Here is a 14,655-nt window from a genome sequence, read left to right on the forward strand (position 1 = left end):
TTATATGCGGTTTTAGGAAAATTTGGATGCATGGGCGTATACCCCGGTGCGCCATCAAGTGTTTGGTCAGTGAAATGAGGAATTGCAGACTATTTTACTATTAATGCCAATATGCTGGCCTGTTCTTCGGCCGCTCGGTCAAGTCGTCGGCGTTCAAAAAAAGATGTGCGCGCTGGATCGAGTTGTCATCATATTAGGGCATTGAGAGGCGGCGGTTCAACAAAGATTTGAGGCGACAGCGCGCACTCTCACCGCTATCAACGCATGCGTTGCGCATGTTGCAAAGGATTGGGCTGGCCGCTGAGCTGGCCGGATGACTGGGAGTTTCGCATGGTCTTTCTGGTGTTGGGACTGGTGCTTTTCATTGGCACGCATTCGATTTCGATCATTGCGCCGCAACTGCGTGAGCGGGCGATTGCGAGACTCGGCGCAAATCAGTGGCGCGGCCTCTACTCCCTTCTGTCCCTGTCCGGATTGGTTCTGCTGATCTGGGGCTATGGCGTTGCCCGCGAGACGCCCGTCATCGTCTGGGATCCGCCGCTGTTCACGCGCCACATCACCCTGACGCTGATGCTGTTTGTCTTCCCGCTGCTGTTTGCCGCCTATATGCCCGGTCGCATCAAGAAGGCGGCCAAGCATCCCATGCTGCTGGCGGTCAAGATCTGGGCCTTTTCCCATCTTCTGGCCAACGGAACCCTGGCCGACATGGTGCTGTTCGGCGCCTTGCTGGCATGGGCCGTGGTGGCTCGCATTGCCGCCAAGAAGCGGCCGCTGACGGTTGACGTCGATCTCAAGGCGCGCCCGCTCAACGATCTTCTGGCGGTCGGCCTCGGGCTCGCCGTCTATCTCGTAATGCTGTTCTACCTGCATGAGGTTTTGATCGGCGTTTCCCCGCTTGCTCTCTGACGCCAGGTGCGCCGTACAAAATCCGCCGCAATTATCGTCTTCCTGTTGGATTTGAGAGACAAAAGCCTGTAAACGGCAATGATATCGGGGCGCTGCGTCGGCTTGGCCGGCGCGGCTGCAGGGTGATGCGTCGGCTTGTTGCGATAGCAAGTGGCGCATGCCGGAATAGGTGTGACGGACTGGACCATGGCGGATATTTTTGACGAAGTCGGCGAAGACCTGCGCCGCGATCAGCTGACTTCCTTCTGGAAGCGCTACAACACCTTGATCATTGGCGCGGCTGTGCTGGTGGTGATCGGAACGGGTGTCTGGCGCGGCTATGCCTATTGGCGCGACACCAAGGCCGCCGCCGCTGGCGATGCGTTCCTGCAGGTGATGGCCGACACCAAGGCCAATGACCACAAGGCTCTGGCAGAAAGCCTTGCCGTCTACGCATCTTCGGCGCCCGCCGACTATGCCTTGCTGGCCCGCTTCCGGATGGCGTCCGAACATGCTGCCGCCGGCGAGGCCGACAATGCCCTCAACGCTTTCGAGGGCTTGTCGAAGGAAAGCGGAGCGACGCAGGACTTCCGCGATCTGGCGGCCATTCGTGCGGCGATGATCACCGTCGACAGCGAGAATCTCGACCAGATGAAGGCGCGTCTGGCCAACTACACCAATGACATCTCGCCCTGGCGTCATGCGGCGCGCGAACTCTTGGCACTTTCGGCCATCAAGGCGCAGAACTGGACCGAGGCTGCTGGCGTGATCCAGAAGCTTCTCGACGATCCGCAGACGCCGGCCGACACCCAGTCGAGGGCGCAGATCCTCAAGGGCCTCGTGACCTCGGCCTCCAGCGATGCGTTCAAGGATCAGGCTGCATCATGATGACGACCAGACGCCTTCGGATATCGGCCGCGCTGCTGGCGCTCCTGCCGCTGCTGGCGGCGTGTGGTACGGACGGCCCGATCGATGCTGTCTCCAATCTCAACCCCTTCAAGAAGGCACCGCTTGTCGATCCCGGCAACCGCAAGCCTCTGCTTGAAGTGTCGGACCCGACTCGGGGCATCACCAATGGTGTCGCCAAGATCGGTGCAGCGACAGCCAGCAGCGATTGGCCGCAGGTTGGCGGACCGGCGAGCAATGATCCTGGCAATGTGGCCGGCTCCATCCAGGGGGTGCGCTATTGGTCGCTGAAGGCTGGCGCGTCCGGCTTCGGCAGTGAGTACATGGGTATGTCGTCGAGCCGTGGGCGCCGCATCTCTGCGCGTCCGGTGGCTTCCGGCGGGCTCGTCTATGTCTATGACGCCTCGGGTGTCGTGTCCGGCTACAAGATCGCCAATGGCGGTGCCGCCTGGCATGTGAGTGCCTATCCCAGCGGGCAGTCCGATTCCGTCAGCGGCGGCGGTCTCGCCGTGTCCGGCAACCAGGTTCTGGTGGCAACGGGCTATGGCGAAGTTCTGGCCCTCGACAAGGCCACGAGCAACATCCTCTGGCGTGTCAAGATTGATGCCCCGGCGCGGTCGGCTCCGGCTGTTGGTGGCGGCAAGGTGATCGTGATGTCCCAGGCGGGCACCGTTAACGTGCTCGATCAGGCCACTGGTGCCTCTGTCTGGAAGGCATCCACCGACGTGTCCGGCGCGTCGCTCCTCGGTTCGATGAGTGCGGCGGTGACCGCTGATACCGTGATCGTGCCTGGAGCCAACGGGCAGGTTCTGGCCTTCGATCTGAAGACGGGGGCTCCGAAGTGGCAGGCGACCATCGCTGGCGGCTCGAACATCTCTGCCGTAACCGGTCTGCGTGACGCCTCTGCCAGCCCCGTGGTGCATGGCGATACGGTCTACGCGACCGGCGTCGGCGGGGCGCTGGTGGCGATCTCGCTGAAGACCGGCGAGACAGTGTGGCAGCAGCAGATTGGCAGCGCTGATACGCCGGTCGTATCAGGTGACAGCCTGTTCCTGCTCGATCTCGAAGGCCGCATGATCGCCGTCAATCGCCTCAAGGGCAACGTCATCTGGGCGACGGAGTTGCCGGATACGGCCGAGTCCCGCAAGAAGGGCGCTTGGGCTGGTCCGGTGATGGCCGGCGGCAAGCTCTATGCCGTGTCCAACGACGGGCGCCTGGCGATCGTCGATGCGGCGACGGGTGCTGTCAGCAACACCGCCAATCTGGGTTATGCCGGCGCCATCGCGCCGATCCTGGCGTCGGGCAAAATGCTGGTGCTGGGCGGGGATGGCCTGCTTGCGGCGGTAAACTAAACCATTTTCGCCGATAGGGCTTCGAGATTCGCCAATCTCGGGTTATATGGGCGTCCAAAGACGTTTTCGATTGCGGCGACGGACGAGAGCCCGGGCGCCGCAATTGCCATTGAGGGATAGCCATCATGTCCGCCCAACCGACCGTCGCCATTGTGGGGCGACCGAATGTCGGCAAGTCCACGCTGTTCAATCGGCTCGTCGGCAAGAAGCTGGCGTTGGTGGACGATACCCCAGGTGTCACGCGCGACCGGCGTACCGGCGACGCGCGCCTGGGTGACTTGTCGTTTCAGATCATCGATACCGCCGGTCTCGAAGAAGCCGATCCGGACAGCCTCGCCGGCCGCATGCGCGCCCAGACCGAGACCGCCATTCGCGATGCCGACGCCATCCTGTTCGTCATCGATGCACGCACCGGTCTGACGCCGCTCGACAAGCATTTCTCGGAAGTTATCCGCCGCATGGGGCGTGAGGTTATTCTGATCGCCAACAAGGCGGAAGGACGCTCGGGCTATCCGGGTGTGCTTGAGTCCTATGAGCTCGGCCTTGGGGAACCCATCGCGCTTTCGGCCGAGCACGGCGAGGGCATGGCCGACCTCTACGACGCTCTGCGGGATGCGCTGGAAGACAAGCTCGGCTTTGCCGCGCCGGTGAATGACGAAGCCATCACCAATGTCGACGTCGACGAGGACGGCAATCTTGTCGTTCCCGAGGTCGAGCGGCCGTTGCGTGTGACCATCGTCGGTCGCCCCAATGCCGGCAAGTCCACGCTGATCAACCGCATGGTTGGCGAGGATCGCCTGTTGACCGGCCCCGAGGCCGGCATCACGCGTGACAGTATTTCCGTCGACTGGGAATGGCGTGGTCGCGAGGTGAAGCTGTTCGATACGGCCGGCTTACGCAAGAAGGCCCGTGTTCAGGAAAAGCTCGAAAAGCTTTCGGTGGCCGATGCTCTCAGGGCCATCAAGTTCGCTGAGGTGGTGGTCGTGCTGCTGGATGCGACGATCCCTTTCGAAAAGCAGGACCTGCATATCGTCGATCTGATCGTGCGCGAAGGCCGCGCGCTGGTGATCGGTCTCAACAAGTGGGATCTGGTCGAGGATCGCGTCGCCAAGCTGAAGGAGCTGCGCGAGGAATGCGAACGCCTGCTGCCGCAGGTGCGCGGCGTGCAGCTGGTCACGCTGTCCGGCATCAACGGGCAGGGGATTGACCGCCTCATGCAGGCGGCCATGACGGCCTATGACCTGTGGAACACGCGTATCTCCACCGGTCGCCTCAATCGCTGGCTGACTGGGCTTCTCGAGCATCATCCGCCCCCAGCCGTTGCCGGGCGCCGCTTGAAGATCCGCTACATGACGCAGGCCAAGACGCGCCCGCCGATGTTCGTGTTGTTCGGATCGCGCCCCGAGGCCATGCCGGAGAGCTATCTGCGCTACATGGTCAACGGCCTGCGCGAGACCTTCGAGATGCCGGGCACACCGATCCGCATCCAGATGCGCGCGGGTGGCGAGAATCCCTTCGACAAGAAGAGCTGACCCAAGCCTCTTGTCAGTACCGTACTTGCGGCTTCCCGCGTAGCGGGGAGTCAGCAAGATGGTACCTGGTCACATTGTTCAAATCTGTGTGACTATGTGGCGAGACCATTGATTATCGTCACCTGTTTCGACGACATTTGACGCCAAGGAATCCGGCGTGGTCGCGGGTCCATGAGCTGCGACACCGCCTGTTCCCAAGTGTATGTCCCGATCAAATCAAGGAAATCACATGCTTCTCGAAAAGCTCAACTGGCGCTACGCCACCAAGAAGTTTGACTCCTCCAAGTCGGTTCCGGCCGACAAGGTGGCGCGCATTGTCGAGGCCGCCCGTCTTGCCCCCACCTCCAGCGGTCTGCAGCCGTTCGAAGTCATCGTGATCTCCAACCACGCGCTGCGTGAGAAGATCCAGCCGATCGCCTTCAATCAGGCGCAGGTGGTCGATGCCTCGCATCTGCTGGTCTTCGCGGCTTGGGATAACTACACCGCCGACCGCATCAACGCCGCCTTTGATCTCGTCAACGCCGAACGCGGCTTCGTCAGCGAGGGTGGGGAGAACTATCGTCAGATGCTTCTGAACGGTTACGTTCCGCGCGATGCCCAGGTCAACTTCGAGCACGCCGCCCGTCAGGCCTATATCGGCTTCGGCCTCGCCATTGCCGCTGCTGCCTTCGAAGGTGTCGATGCGACGCCGATGGAAGGCTTCGATGCTGCGGCGCTCGACGAGCTGCTGGGCCTCAAGGCCAAGGGCCTCAAGTCGGTGACCATCCTGCCGCTTGGCTACCGCGACGCCGCCAATGACTGGCTGGTGAACCTCAAGAAGGTTCGTCGTCCGCTGGACAAGTTCGTCACCGAGATCGCTTGATCCCTGTCGTGACGTTCTGATTGTGAGTGAGAGCGCCCGCCCTTGAGCGGGCGCTTTTCATTTCGGCTTGGGAACAGGCAGGACCGGCAGGTTCGGATCGCGGTGCGGTTCGCCGTCGAGCAGATCGAGAGGATCGCTTGCCTCGGGTTTGGCCGGTGTCGCAGTCGCGTCCGCCGCGTCGTCAACTTCAGCGTCGGGCGGCAGGTCGACGGCGTCCGGGTCCTTGGTGTCCGCCTCGGCTTTGCCTGCGGCGGCAACCTTCGCCCTCTCAAGCTTGCGCCACTTGGCGACGTTGCGGTTGTGATCGGCCAGCGTGGCGGCGAACACATGGCCGCCGGTGCCGTCGGCGACGAAGTAGAGGTCCTTGGTCGCCGAAGGATTGGCAACCGCCTCAAGCGCGGCGCGGCCGGGGTTGGCGATCGGTCCGGGGGGCAGGCCGTCGATGTGATAGGTGTTGTACGGTGTCACGCGGTCGATATCCGACCGGGTGATCGACCGGCCCAACGTTCCGGCGCCGGCCACGATGCCGTAGATGATGGTCGGATCAGATTGCAGGCGGATGCCCTTGGCAAGCCTGTTGAGGAAGACGGAGGCCACATGCGGACGCTCGTCAGCCTTGCCCGTCTCCTTCTCGACGATCGAGGCGAGGGTGACCAGTTGCTCGGGCGTTTCGATCAGCGGATTGGGCGTCCGGTTCTCCCAGATCTCGGCCAGGGTCTTGCCATGGGCCGCCCGCATCTGGGTCAGGATCTGCTCGCGCGTGGTGCCGCGCGTGAACGTATAGGTTTCCGGCAGCAGCGTTCCCTCGTCGGGAACCTTGGCGATCGGGCCGGTGAGGACATCGTTGGCCTTGAGGCGTTCGACGATCTGCTGCGAAGTCAGCCCTTCCGGCAGGGTGACCTGATGCATGATCGCCTTGCCGGCCACAAGCAGGTCCATCACGCTGCGCATGCTCGCGCCGGCAGGGAAGGCATACTCGCCGGCCTTGAGCTTGCCCTGCACCTGGTAGACGCGAACACCGGCCATGAAGATATAGTGGCCGAAATAATCATAGGGATTGGCGATCACGCCGTTGGTCTCAAGAATGTCGGCAATCTTGCCGACACCTGAGTCCGAGGGGATCAGCACAACGGTCTCGGTCTTGAGCGGTCCGGGTTGATCGAACTGTGCCTTGCCCCAGTAGAGAACCGCGCCGGCGGCAATGACTGCAAACACCACAAGCGTGATGATGGCGTTCATTACCACGACGATCGGGTTATGGGCTGACTTGGAACGTGGAGGCTGCGGCGCGGGCTCCGGAGACAGGGCCTCGCGCGGGCTCTTCGGCGCTATGCGCAGCTTGCTGCCACCCGCCGGGTCCGTCGAGGAGGTTTCCTTGAGTTCGCGCTTGTCGTCCATGAACTGCCGCTTTTCTCTCGTCGCGTTTTCGCTGTTTGCCGCGAAAAATGCGTGTTTTCTTTTCTAGTGCGTTCCGTCGATGGCTGCCGCCAACGTTGCCCTTCTTCGCCCTCAGCCCCAGCAAAGGCAACAGTTGAGCCGCCAAATATGGCAAAAGCTCGAACTGTTCGTGCCCGCCGAACGCTCAAGCGCGACCGGGCGCTGTCGGTGGCAGGACAGCGTCCTGATGGTTTTTCAGGCCGCACAAGGCAACACGGTTAACCTCCTGCTGGCAAGAGGCCGACAGATACTGACCACAGGATATTGCCTGAAATTTGGTCTCTTCCGTCCAACTACCGATGGCGTAAAACGAAATCGGCCGGTGCCTTCCTTTCGGAAGAGGCACCGGCCGACGGATGGAAAAGCAGACGTTGACCTTAGCCGTCGAAGGACTTGAGAACCAGCGATGCGTTGGTGCCGCCGAAGCCGAAGGAGTTGGACAGGGCGTAACGCACCTTCTTTTCCTTGGCCTTGTGGGGCACCAGATCGATCGGGGTTTCGACGTCGGGCGTGTCGAGGTTGATGGTCGGTGGCAGCAGGCTGTCGCGAATCGCCAGCACCGAGAAGATCGCCTCGATGGCGCCGGCGGCACCGAGAAGGTGGCCGGTCATCGACTTTGTCGAGGACATGGCGGCCTTGCCGGCCGCGTCGCCGAGCAGACGCTCGACGGCGCCAAGCTCGATCGTGTCGGCCATGGTCGACGTGCCATGGGCGTTGATGTAGTCGATCTGGTCCGGCGTGACACCGGCGCGCTTGAGCGCCGACACCATGCAGCGATAGGCGCCGTCGCCGTCCGGAGTCGGGGCGGTGATGTGATAGGCGTCCCCCGAAAGGCCATAGCCGACCACTTCGGCATAGATCTTGGCGCCGCGCTTCTTGGCGTGCTCGAGCTCTTCGAGGACGACGATGCCAGCGCCTTCGCCCATGACGAAGCCGTCACGATCCTTGTCATAGGGGCGGGAGGCCGCGGTCGGGTTGTCGTTGAAGGCCGTCGAAAGCGCCTTGCAGGCAGCGAAGCCGGCAATCGCAAGACGGGAGATCGGCGACTCGGTGCCGCCGGCGACCATGACATCCGCATCATCCAGGGCGATCAGGCGCGCAGCGTCGCCGATGGCATGGGCACCCGTCGAGCAGGCCGTGACCACCGCATGATTCGGTCCCTTGAGGCCGTGCTTGATGGAGATCTGGCCGCCAGCCAGATTGATCAGGCGGCCGGGGATGAAGAAGGGGCTGATGCGGCGCGGGCCCTTCTCGGCCAGCGTATAGCTCGCGTCCTGAATGCCGATCAGACCGCCGATGCCGGAGCCGACCATCACGCCGGCGCGCACCGCTTCTTCATGAGATTCGACGGAAAAGCCGCTGTCGGCGATCGCCTGATCGGCGGCCGCAGCCGCATAGACGATGAACTCGTCGACCTTGCGCTGTTCCTTCGGCTCCATCCACTGATCGGGATTGTAGGTGCCGTTGGTACCATCACCGCGCGGAATGAGACATGCGATCTGAGCCGCAAGGTCGCCCACTTCAAACTCAGTGATGCGCCGGGCGCCGCTCTTGCCGGCGGTCAGAGCAGACCATGTGTGCTCGACACCGCAGCCAAGCGGGGTGACCATTCCGAGTCCGGTGATGACAACTCGTCTCATTTGGACGGAAGCCTCTCTAGCATTCGTCCCAGGTCATGACGCGCATCGCCGATCGGCAGCGTTCGGACCCGAACGACGCACAAACGTGCTATTGAAATTTTCCGGATTTCCCACACGGCGACCGCGCCGAAGACGCGTTAAATGCCTGAATTTGCGGGAAAGGGAGTCCTAAAAGGCAAGAAAGCAGCTGCCCCCTTGGGGGAAGCTGCACTCCAAACCGCGCTGGAAAATCAGGCGGTGGCCTTTTCCAGGAACTTCACAGCGTCGCCGACCGTGAGGATGGTCTCGGCTGCGTCGTCGGGGATCTCCACGCCGAAGGCTTCTTCGAAAGCCATAACCAGTTCGACGGTGTCCAGGGAGTCAGCACCCAGATCTTCGATGAAGGCGGCTTCGAGCGTAACCTTGTCGGCGTCAACGCCGAGATGCTCGATAACGATGTTCTTCACCTTTTCAGCGACTTCGCTCATGTTCATGAACCCTTGTTAGACCAATTCCATTACCGAATGGGACGTCGAAGTCACCATTTTACCCCCTATACATGACAAGCGGGCAAAACGCGAACTTCGGTTACCGAAGGTGCAGAGCATGGCGCCACCAGCTGGAAACGCCCCTCTCGAAACGGCCGGCCTTGCCTGGCAAACCGTCTTCAGCCCCTGCCGAAGTTCTTGGAATTTCGGCATATACTTCGCGCGACCTTCAAGCGGACCCCAGCGACGGTTCCCGATCAGATCGCGGGCTTGGTAACATACTTCGCCCCCATTGACCAGCACCGCTTGTCAGAGGTGCCGGGTTTCGCGGCCACATTTCCACGGTCCGCGAAAATTTCCCAAAGTTCTTGACGCTTCAGCGTCAGATCATGGCCATTCCGCCGTTGACGTGCAGGGTCTGGCCCGTGACGTAAGCGGCTTCGCGGCTCGCAAGGTAGACGCAGGCCGCGGCGATTTCCTCGGAGGTGCCGAGGCGGCCCATGGGCACGGCGGCCAGCGTCGATTCCTTCTGCTTGTCATTGAGCACGTCGGTCATCGCTGTCTCGATGAAGCCGGGCGCAACGCAGTTGGCAGTGATGCCGCGGCTGGCCACTTCGGCTGCGATCGCCTTGGTCATGCCGATCATGCCGGCCTTGGCGCCTGCGTAGTTGGCCTGGCCAGCGTTGCCGGTCACGCCAACGATGGAGGTGATGCCGATGATGCGGCCGAAGCGGCGCTTCATCATGCCCTTGACGGCGGCGCGCGACAGACGGAAGGCGGAGGTGAGGTTGACCTCGAGCACCTGATCCCAGTCTTCGTCCTTCATGCGCATGAAAAGGCCATCGCGCGTAATGCCTGCGTTATTGACCAGGATGTCGACCTGACCGAGGGCTGCCTCGGCCTTGCCGAAGAGGGCATCGACGTCGGCGCGATCGGAAAGGTTCGCGGTTGCGATGTGGACGCGCTCGCCGAGCTTGGCGGCGAGCTCCTCAAGGGCGGCCGCACGCGTGCCGGAAATGGCAACAGTGGCACCCTGAGCGTGCAGGGCAGTTGCAATGGCGCCGCCAATACCGCCGCTGGCTCCGGTCACGAGGGCCGTCAGTCCCGAGAGATCGAACATATCTTTCCGCCTTCACCTGAGGCATCTTCGTTGCGATGCCCTGTTTTGTGGGCCTGACACCACGGTGGGCCGAGTTTGTCAAGCTGATATGCGGATTTGCCGGCTCAATCCGGGTCTGACCGGCCAAAAGGCGGGGGACAAGGGCTCGTTCGCTGCTGACGTGAACCGGCTCCGACTTCTGCTTCCATCAGGCCCGTTGCAGTATACTCTTGAGGAGAGCTCCATGTCATCGCCATTCAAGCCGCGTCTCAGTCTGATCACTTTGGGCGTCGCGGACGTCGCCCGCGCCAAGGCTTTTTATGATGCGCTCGGGCTCAAGGCGGCCAAGGCGTCGCAGGGCGATGTCGTGTTTTATCAGCTTTCGGGTGTGGTCCTTGCCCTCTATCCGCGCGAGCTTCTCGCCGAAGACGCGCTGGTGGCCCATGATGGGGCCGGCTTCGACGGGGTCACGATCGCTCAGAATCTGGAAAGCGAGGCCGAGGTGGATGCGGCCATGGACCACGCCTTGACGTGCGGCGCCATCCTGAAGAAGAAGCCGCAGAAGGTGTTCTGGGGCGGCTACTCGGGCTATTTCGCCGATCCGGACGGACATTTGTGGGAGCTTGCCTACAATCCTTTCTTTCCCTTCGATGAGCGTGGCATATTATCGCTCGACTGAAGGAGACCTCAAATGCACGTTGATGGAAAGACAGACGCCGATATCAGCCGCATCCTGCGCAGCGTGAGGACCATTGCGCTGGTTGGTGCCAGCCAGAATCCGGATCGCCCGTCCTTCCACGTGCTCGAGTATCTGCTTGGCAGCGGATACACGGTCTATCCCGTCAATCCGGGGCTTGCGGGCAAGTCTCTGCTGGGCGTGCCCGTCTATGGCAAGCTTTCCGACGTGCCGCAGCCGATTGATATGGTGGACGTCTTCCGCAACTCCGAGGCTGCCGGGGAGACGATTGATGAAGCTCTGGCGCTTGCAGAAAAGCCGAAGGTCGTCTGGCTGCAGCTTGGCGTCGTCAACGAAGAGGGCTTCAAGCGCGGCGAGGCGGCGGGCGTGCAGGTCGTGATGAACCGCTGTCCGGCGATCGAGGGGCCGCGGCTCAGTATTTGACGATCAAGCGGTGGGGACGTCAGCGCCCCCGCCGTACCTTGTTCATGTGATCCTTGCGCTCGCGGTCCTTGCGCGCCTTGGCGGCGCGCATCATGGCACCCTTGCCGAGTGGCTTGCCCTTACCGCCTTCGGAGAGGATTTCGAAGCGCAGCGCGCCGGCGAACGGCGCGGCTTCCACCAGCCGAACTTCGACAGCGTCACCGAGCTGGAAGGTCTCCCCCGTCCGCGAGCCGATCAGCGAGTGACGCGTTTCGTCATAGGCGAAGTAGTCCGCACCCAGCGTGGAGATCGGCACGAAGCCGTCGGCTCCGGTCTCGTTCAGCCGGATGAAGAGGCCGGCCTTGGTGACACCGCCAATGCGCCCCTTGAAGGTGGCGCCGACGCGATCGGAGAGCCACTGGGCGATCAGCCTGTCGATGGTCTCGCGCTCGGCCGCCATGGCGCGGCGTTCGGCGGCGGAGATATCGGTGGCGATCTGTTCCAGCTTGTCTTCGATGCCATCGGGCAAACCGTCGCCGCCGAGGCCAAGGGCGGTGACCAGTGCGCGATGCACGATCAGGTCGGCATAACGGCGGATGGGCGAGGTGAAGTGGGCGTATTTGCGCAGGTTGAGGCCAAAGTGGCCGATGTTGCTTGGTGAATACTCGGCTTGGCTCTGCGAACGCAGCACCACCTCGTTGACGAGATGCGCCTGGGGCGTGTCGGCAACGCGTTCCAGGATCCGATTGAAGATGTCCGGCTGCAGGTTACCCTGCTTGGCCAGCTTCATGTCGAGCGAGGCAAGGAACTCGCGCAGGGATTCCAGCTTGGTCAGGGACGGCTGGTCGTGGACGCGATAGACCAGCGGGGTCTTGCGCTTTTCCAGCGTCTCGGCCGCCGCAACGTTGGCCTGGATCATGAACTCCTCGATCAGCCGGTGCGCGGTCAGGCGCTCCGGCGTGACGATGCGGTCGACTGTGCCGTCCGGCTTCAGCAGGACCTTGCGCTCGGGAATGTCGAGATCCAGCGGCCCGCGTTCGTCGCGAGCGCGGGCCAGGACGTCATAGGCATTCCATAGCGGCTTCAGGATGGAGACGACGATGGGGGCCGTCTTGTCGTTGGGGTGCCCGTCGATGGCCGCCTGGGCTTCCTGGTAGGACAGCTTGGCAGCGGACCGCATCATGATGCGATGGAAGCTGTGGCTCCGCTTGCGGCCTTCGGCGTCGAAGATCATGCGCACGGCGAGGGCGGGGCGGTCCTGCAACTCCTTGAGCGAACACAGATCGTTGGAAATCTTCTCCGGCAGCATCGGGATGACGCGGTCGGGGAAATAGACCGAGTTCCCGCGCTTCAGCGCTTCCTGATCAAGTGGGGTGCCCGGGCGCACATAGGCGGCAACGTCGGCGATGGCGACGGTGACGATGAAGCCGTCCGGATTGTCGGCGCTTGCATCCGGCTCGGCGCGCACCGCGTCGTCATGGTCCTTGGCATCCGGCGGATCGATGGTGACGAGGGGCAGGGCGCGCCAGTCTTCGCGACCCTCCAGCGTGGCCGCCTTGGCCTTCTCGGCTTCGGCGATGACATTGTCCGGGAAGATGTACGGAATGTCGTTGGCATGGATCGCGATCATCGAGACCGCCTTCTCCGAGCGCAGGTTGCCAACGGTTTCGCGGACGCGGGCGCGCGACAAGCCCATTCGGCTCGATCGGATCACGTCGACGGAAACGAGATCGCCGTCCTCGGCTCCATTGAGATCGTCGAGCTCGACGATCATTTCGTCCTGCTGCTTCTTGGAGATCGGCAGTACGCGGGCGCCATATTCGTTGCGCTTGAGAATGCCGAGAATTCCGGCCGGCTTGGCCTCCAGCAGCTTGATGATGCGAATGCCTGCCTTGGCCAGACGGTCGTATCCGTCCGGCAAGTCGACGATACGCGCCAATACGCGATCGCCGAGGCCCGCGGTCGGCACGTGTTCGCCGCGACGCCGACGAACGGCGACCACGACAAAGCGCGGTCGAGGCCCGCGATCGGCCTCCCACTCGCAGGGCTCGGCATAGATATCGCCATCCTTGTCGCGGGCGACAATGTCACAGGCCAGCACTGAGGGCAGCGCGCCGGGCTCGGAAAATCGCTTGAAGCGGCGATCGAGCAAACCGTCCCCTTCAAGCTCCTTCAGGAGGCGCTTGAGGACCACACGCCCTTCGCCCGTCACGTCAAACGCGCGTGCAATGTCGCGTTTGGTTCCCTTTGCGGGGTTTTCGGCAATGAAACGGAGAATGGCTTCACGGGTGGGAAAGGCAGGTGTGTCGTCGGCGGGGCGTGTCTTGCGAGCCAAATGGAAAAATCCGGTGTCAAATGGGCGGCCGCGGGACTGCGGTCATGCGCATGATCGGATAAGTGGGGGGCTTCGCCGGTCAGATCAAGGAAAATCTGCGGCAAGCCTCAAGAGGCCATGCGCTTGAGAGGGGCGACCATCTTGACCGGAGGGCGGCTCTCCCAAGCGATTTCGTCGGATTCCACGATGCCGGCAAAGGGCAGATGGTCGTCTGCCACATGGTGGCGATTGCGACCGGCCGTTCGCGCGTTCTGCAGGGCTCGCTCCGTGTCGGCGAAGGCCCGGCCAAAGGAAACATGGCTCTGCACGGCTGTGATGCCAACCGAGATCGTCAGGAAAATCGGTTGACCGGGTTGGCCAAAATCGGTTCTGGCCGTCCTTGCGATAAACGAGAGGGCCCGATTTGCCACGTCGTGAACCGACTTGGGTGTCGCCAATAGCACCAACTCATCGCTGTGCGTGCGATAGACCTTGCCCAGATCTCCCAGTTCGTCTGCCGCGATGCGGGCCAGACGGCTGATCGCGTCGTCGCCGCAGCCATGGCCAAAGGTTTCATTGATGTTGCTCATGTGATCGACATCGGCGATCAGCAGCACGCGACCCGATCCTTGCGCCGCCTCGAAGTCCTCTCGCAGGCACTTTCCGTTCGGAAGTCCAGTCATGGGGTCCATAACCTTGAGCAAGGACAGCTTTGTGGCAAGCCGGTTCGCGCGGAGCACGGACCTTCCGACGATATAGCCCGATGGAATTGTGACCGACAGGGAGACCAGCAATGTCAGGCACCAGCTTCGGATGGCAATCGGCCAGTCGAGAAAGAAGACCATCTGGTTTGTCACGTCGACGGCAAGGGCAACGGAGGTGCAGATCATCGTCAGGCGCGCAACGAATCTGTGCAGATCCGTTTCGTCTTGCAGCGGTACACCCAGCAAAGGCCGAGGCGGCATGAAATCCATGAAACGCGCAACTCCAATGGCCTGCGAACACGAAATGTCTTCATGCTCGCCGCACTTGGATGCTTCCTCCGGAACCGGATCTTCGATG

13 protein-coding genes are annotated in these 14,655 nt (G+C 62.3%); 7 read left to right on the forward strand and 6 right to left on the reverse strand.

Annotation, left to right across the window (positions count from 1 at the left end; translation table 11 throughout):
- The first annotated feature begins 330 nt into the window (after positions 1-330).
- The 5 genes from L2I41_RS00430 to L2I41_RS00450 all read left to right on the forward strand — a co-directional run bounded on the left by L2I41_RS00430 (position 331) and on the right by L2I41_RS00450 (position 5,537).
- Positions 331-906 (forward strand): NnrU family protein, encoded by a 576-nt coding sequence (locus L2I41_RS00430; RefSeq protein ID WP_237151523.1) that lies wholly within the window; start codon positions 331-333, stop codon positions 904-906.
- Between the two features lie 186 nt (positions 907-1,092).
- Positions 1,093-1,773, forward strand: coding sequence for a tetratricopeptide repeat protein (locus L2I41_RS00435; protein ID WP_237151524.1), 681 nt, complete (start codon positions 1,093-1,095; stop codon positions 1,771-1,773).
- Positions 1,770-3,143, forward strand: a complete 1,374-nt coding sequence (locus L2I41_RS00440) for an outer membrane protein assembly factor BamB family protein (protein WP_237151525.1) — start codon at positions 1,770-1,772, stop codon at positions 3,141-3,143. Before L2I41_RS00435 ends, L2I41_RS00440 begins: the two co-directional genes overlap by 4 nt.
- A gap of 125 nt (positions 3,144-3,268) precedes the next feature.
- A complete protein-coding gene (gene der, locus L2I41_RS00445) occupies positions 3,269-4,675 on the forward strand; it encodes a ribosome biogenesis GTPase Der (protein WP_237151526.1) in 1,407 nt (468 codons plus the stop codon).
- 229 nt (positions 4,676-4,904) lie between these two features.
- Positions 4,905-5,537, forward strand: a complete 633-nt coding sequence (locus L2I41_RS00450) for an NAD(P)H-dependent oxidoreductase (RefSeq protein WP_237151527.1) — start codon at positions 4,905-4,907, stop codon at positions 5,535-5,537.
- 57 nt (positions 5,538-5,594) lie between these two features.
- Here L2I41_RS00450 and mltG read toward each other — a convergent pair whose 3' ends face one another.
- The 4 genes from mltG to fabG form a co-directional block, all read right to left on the reverse strand.
- The gene (gene mltG / locus L2I41_RS00455; protein WP_237151528.1) at positions 5,595-6,935 is read right to left on the reverse strand and encodes an endolytic transglycosylase MltG; all 1,341 of its coding nucleotides are present in this window, start codon (positions 6,933-6,935) and stop codon (positions 5,595-5,597) included.
- A gap of 416 nt (positions 6,936-7,351) precedes the next feature.
- On the reverse strand, positions 7,352-8,614 hold the full coding sequence (gene fabF / locus L2I41_RS00460) for a beta-ketoacyl-ACP synthase II (RefSeq protein ID WP_237151529.1): 1,263 nt from the start codon (positions 8,612-8,614) through the stop codon (positions 7,352-7,354).
- Between the two features lie 230 nt (positions 8,615-8,844).
- Positions 8,845-9,081: an acyl carrier protein gene (locus tag L2I41_RS00465; protein WP_237151530.1), complete on the reverse strand. Its 237-nt coding sequence runs from the start codon at positions 9,079-9,081 to the stop codon at positions 8,845-8,847.
- Between the two features lie 382 nt (positions 9,082-9,463).
- Positions 9,464-10,201, reverse strand: a complete 738-nt coding sequence (gene fabG, locus L2I41_RS00470; RefSeq protein ID WP_237151531.1) for a 3-oxoacyl-[acyl-carrier-protein] reductase — start codon at positions 10,199-10,201, stop codon at positions 9,464-9,466.
- A gap of 223 nt (positions 10,202-10,424) precedes the next feature.
- Here fabG and L2I41_RS00475 point away from each other — a divergent pair, with 223 nt between their 5' ends.
- Together L2I41_RS00475 and L2I41_RS00480 are read left to right on the forward strand one after the other, a co-directional pair.
- Positions 10,425-10,859: a VOC family protein gene (locus tag L2I41_RS00475; protein ID WP_237151532.1), complete on the forward strand. Its 435-nt coding sequence runs from the start codon at positions 10,425-10,427 to the stop codon at positions 10,857-10,859.
- 12 nt (positions 10,860-10,871) lie between these two features.
- A complete protein-coding gene (locus L2I41_RS00480) occupies positions 10,872-11,300 on the forward strand; it encodes a CoA-binding protein (RefSeq protein WP_237151533.1) in 429 nt (142 codons plus the stop codon).
- A gap of 19 nt (positions 11,301-11,319) precedes the next feature.
- On the opposite strand, the gene rnr is transcribed toward L2I41_RS00480, so the two are convergent.
- Complete coding sequence (rnr, locus tag L2I41_RS00485; protein ID WP_237151534.1) at positions 11,320-13,614, reverse strand: ribonuclease R; 2,295 nt, start codon at positions 13,612-13,614, stop codon at positions 11,320-11,322.
- Between the two features lie 107 nt (positions 13,615-13,721).
- Positions 13,722-14,567, reverse strand: a complete 846-nt coding sequence (locus L2I41_RS00490; RefSeq protein ID WP_237151535.1) for a GGDEF domain-containing protein — start codon at positions 14,565-14,567, stop codon at positions 13,722-13,724.
- Positions 14,568-14,655 lie beyond the last annotated feature (88 nt).

Source organism: Oryzibacter oryziterrae (genome assembly GCF_021864535.1).
Lineage (GTDB): Bacteria > Pseudomonadota > Alphaproteobacteria > Rhizobiales > Pleomorphomonadaceae > Pleomorphomonas > Pleomorphomonas oryziterrae.

Bases quoted from the DNA above. Each gene is read 5' to 3' on its own strand.
- L2I41_RS00430 (WP_237151523.1), top strand. From the start codon at position 331: ATGGTCTTTCTGGTGTTGGGACTGGTGCTTTTCATTGGCACGCATTCG.
- L2I41_RS00435 (WP_237151524.1), top strand. From the start codon at position 1,093: ATGGCGGATATTTTTGACGAAGTCGGCGAAGACCTGCGCCGCGATCAG.
- L2I41_RS00440 (WP_237151525.1), top strand. From the start codon at position 1,770: ATGATGACGACCAGACGCCTTCGGATATCGGCCGCGCTGCTGGCGCTC.
- der (WP_237151526.1), top strand. From the start codon at position 3,269: ATGTCCGCCCAACCGACCGTCGCCATTGTGGGGCGACCGAATGTCGGC.
- L2I41_RS00450 (WP_237151527.1), top strand. From the start codon at position 4,905: ATGCTTCTCGAAAAGCTCAACTGGCGCTACGCCACCAAGAAGTTTGAC.
- mltG (WP_237151528.1), bottom strand. From the start codon at position 6,935: ATGGACGACAAGCGCGAACTCAAGGAAACCTCCTCGACGGACCCGGCG.
- fabF (WP_237151529.1), bottom strand. From the start codon at position 8,614: ATGAGACGAGTTGTCATCACCGGACTCGGAATGGTCACCCCGCTTGGC.
- L2I41_RS00465 (WP_237151530.1), bottom strand. From the start codon at position 9,081: ATGAGCGAAGTCGCTGAAAAGGTGAAGAACATCGTTATCGAGCATCTC.
- fabG (WP_237151531.1), bottom strand. From the start codon at position 10,201: ATGTTCGATCTCTCGGGACTGACGGCCCTCGTGACCGGAGCCAGCGGC.
- L2I41_RS00475 (WP_237151532.1), top strand. From the start codon at position 10,425: ATGTCATCGCCATTCAAGCCGCGTCTCAGTCTGATCACTTTGGGCGTC.
- L2I41_RS00480 (WP_237151533.1), top strand. From the start codon at position 10,872: ATGCACGTTGATGGAAAGACAGACGCCGATATCAGCCGCATCCTGCGC.
- L2I41_RS00490 (WP_237151535.1), bottom strand. From the start codon at position 14,567: ATGGATTTCATGCCGCCTCGGCCTTTGCTGGGTGTACCGCTGCAAGAC.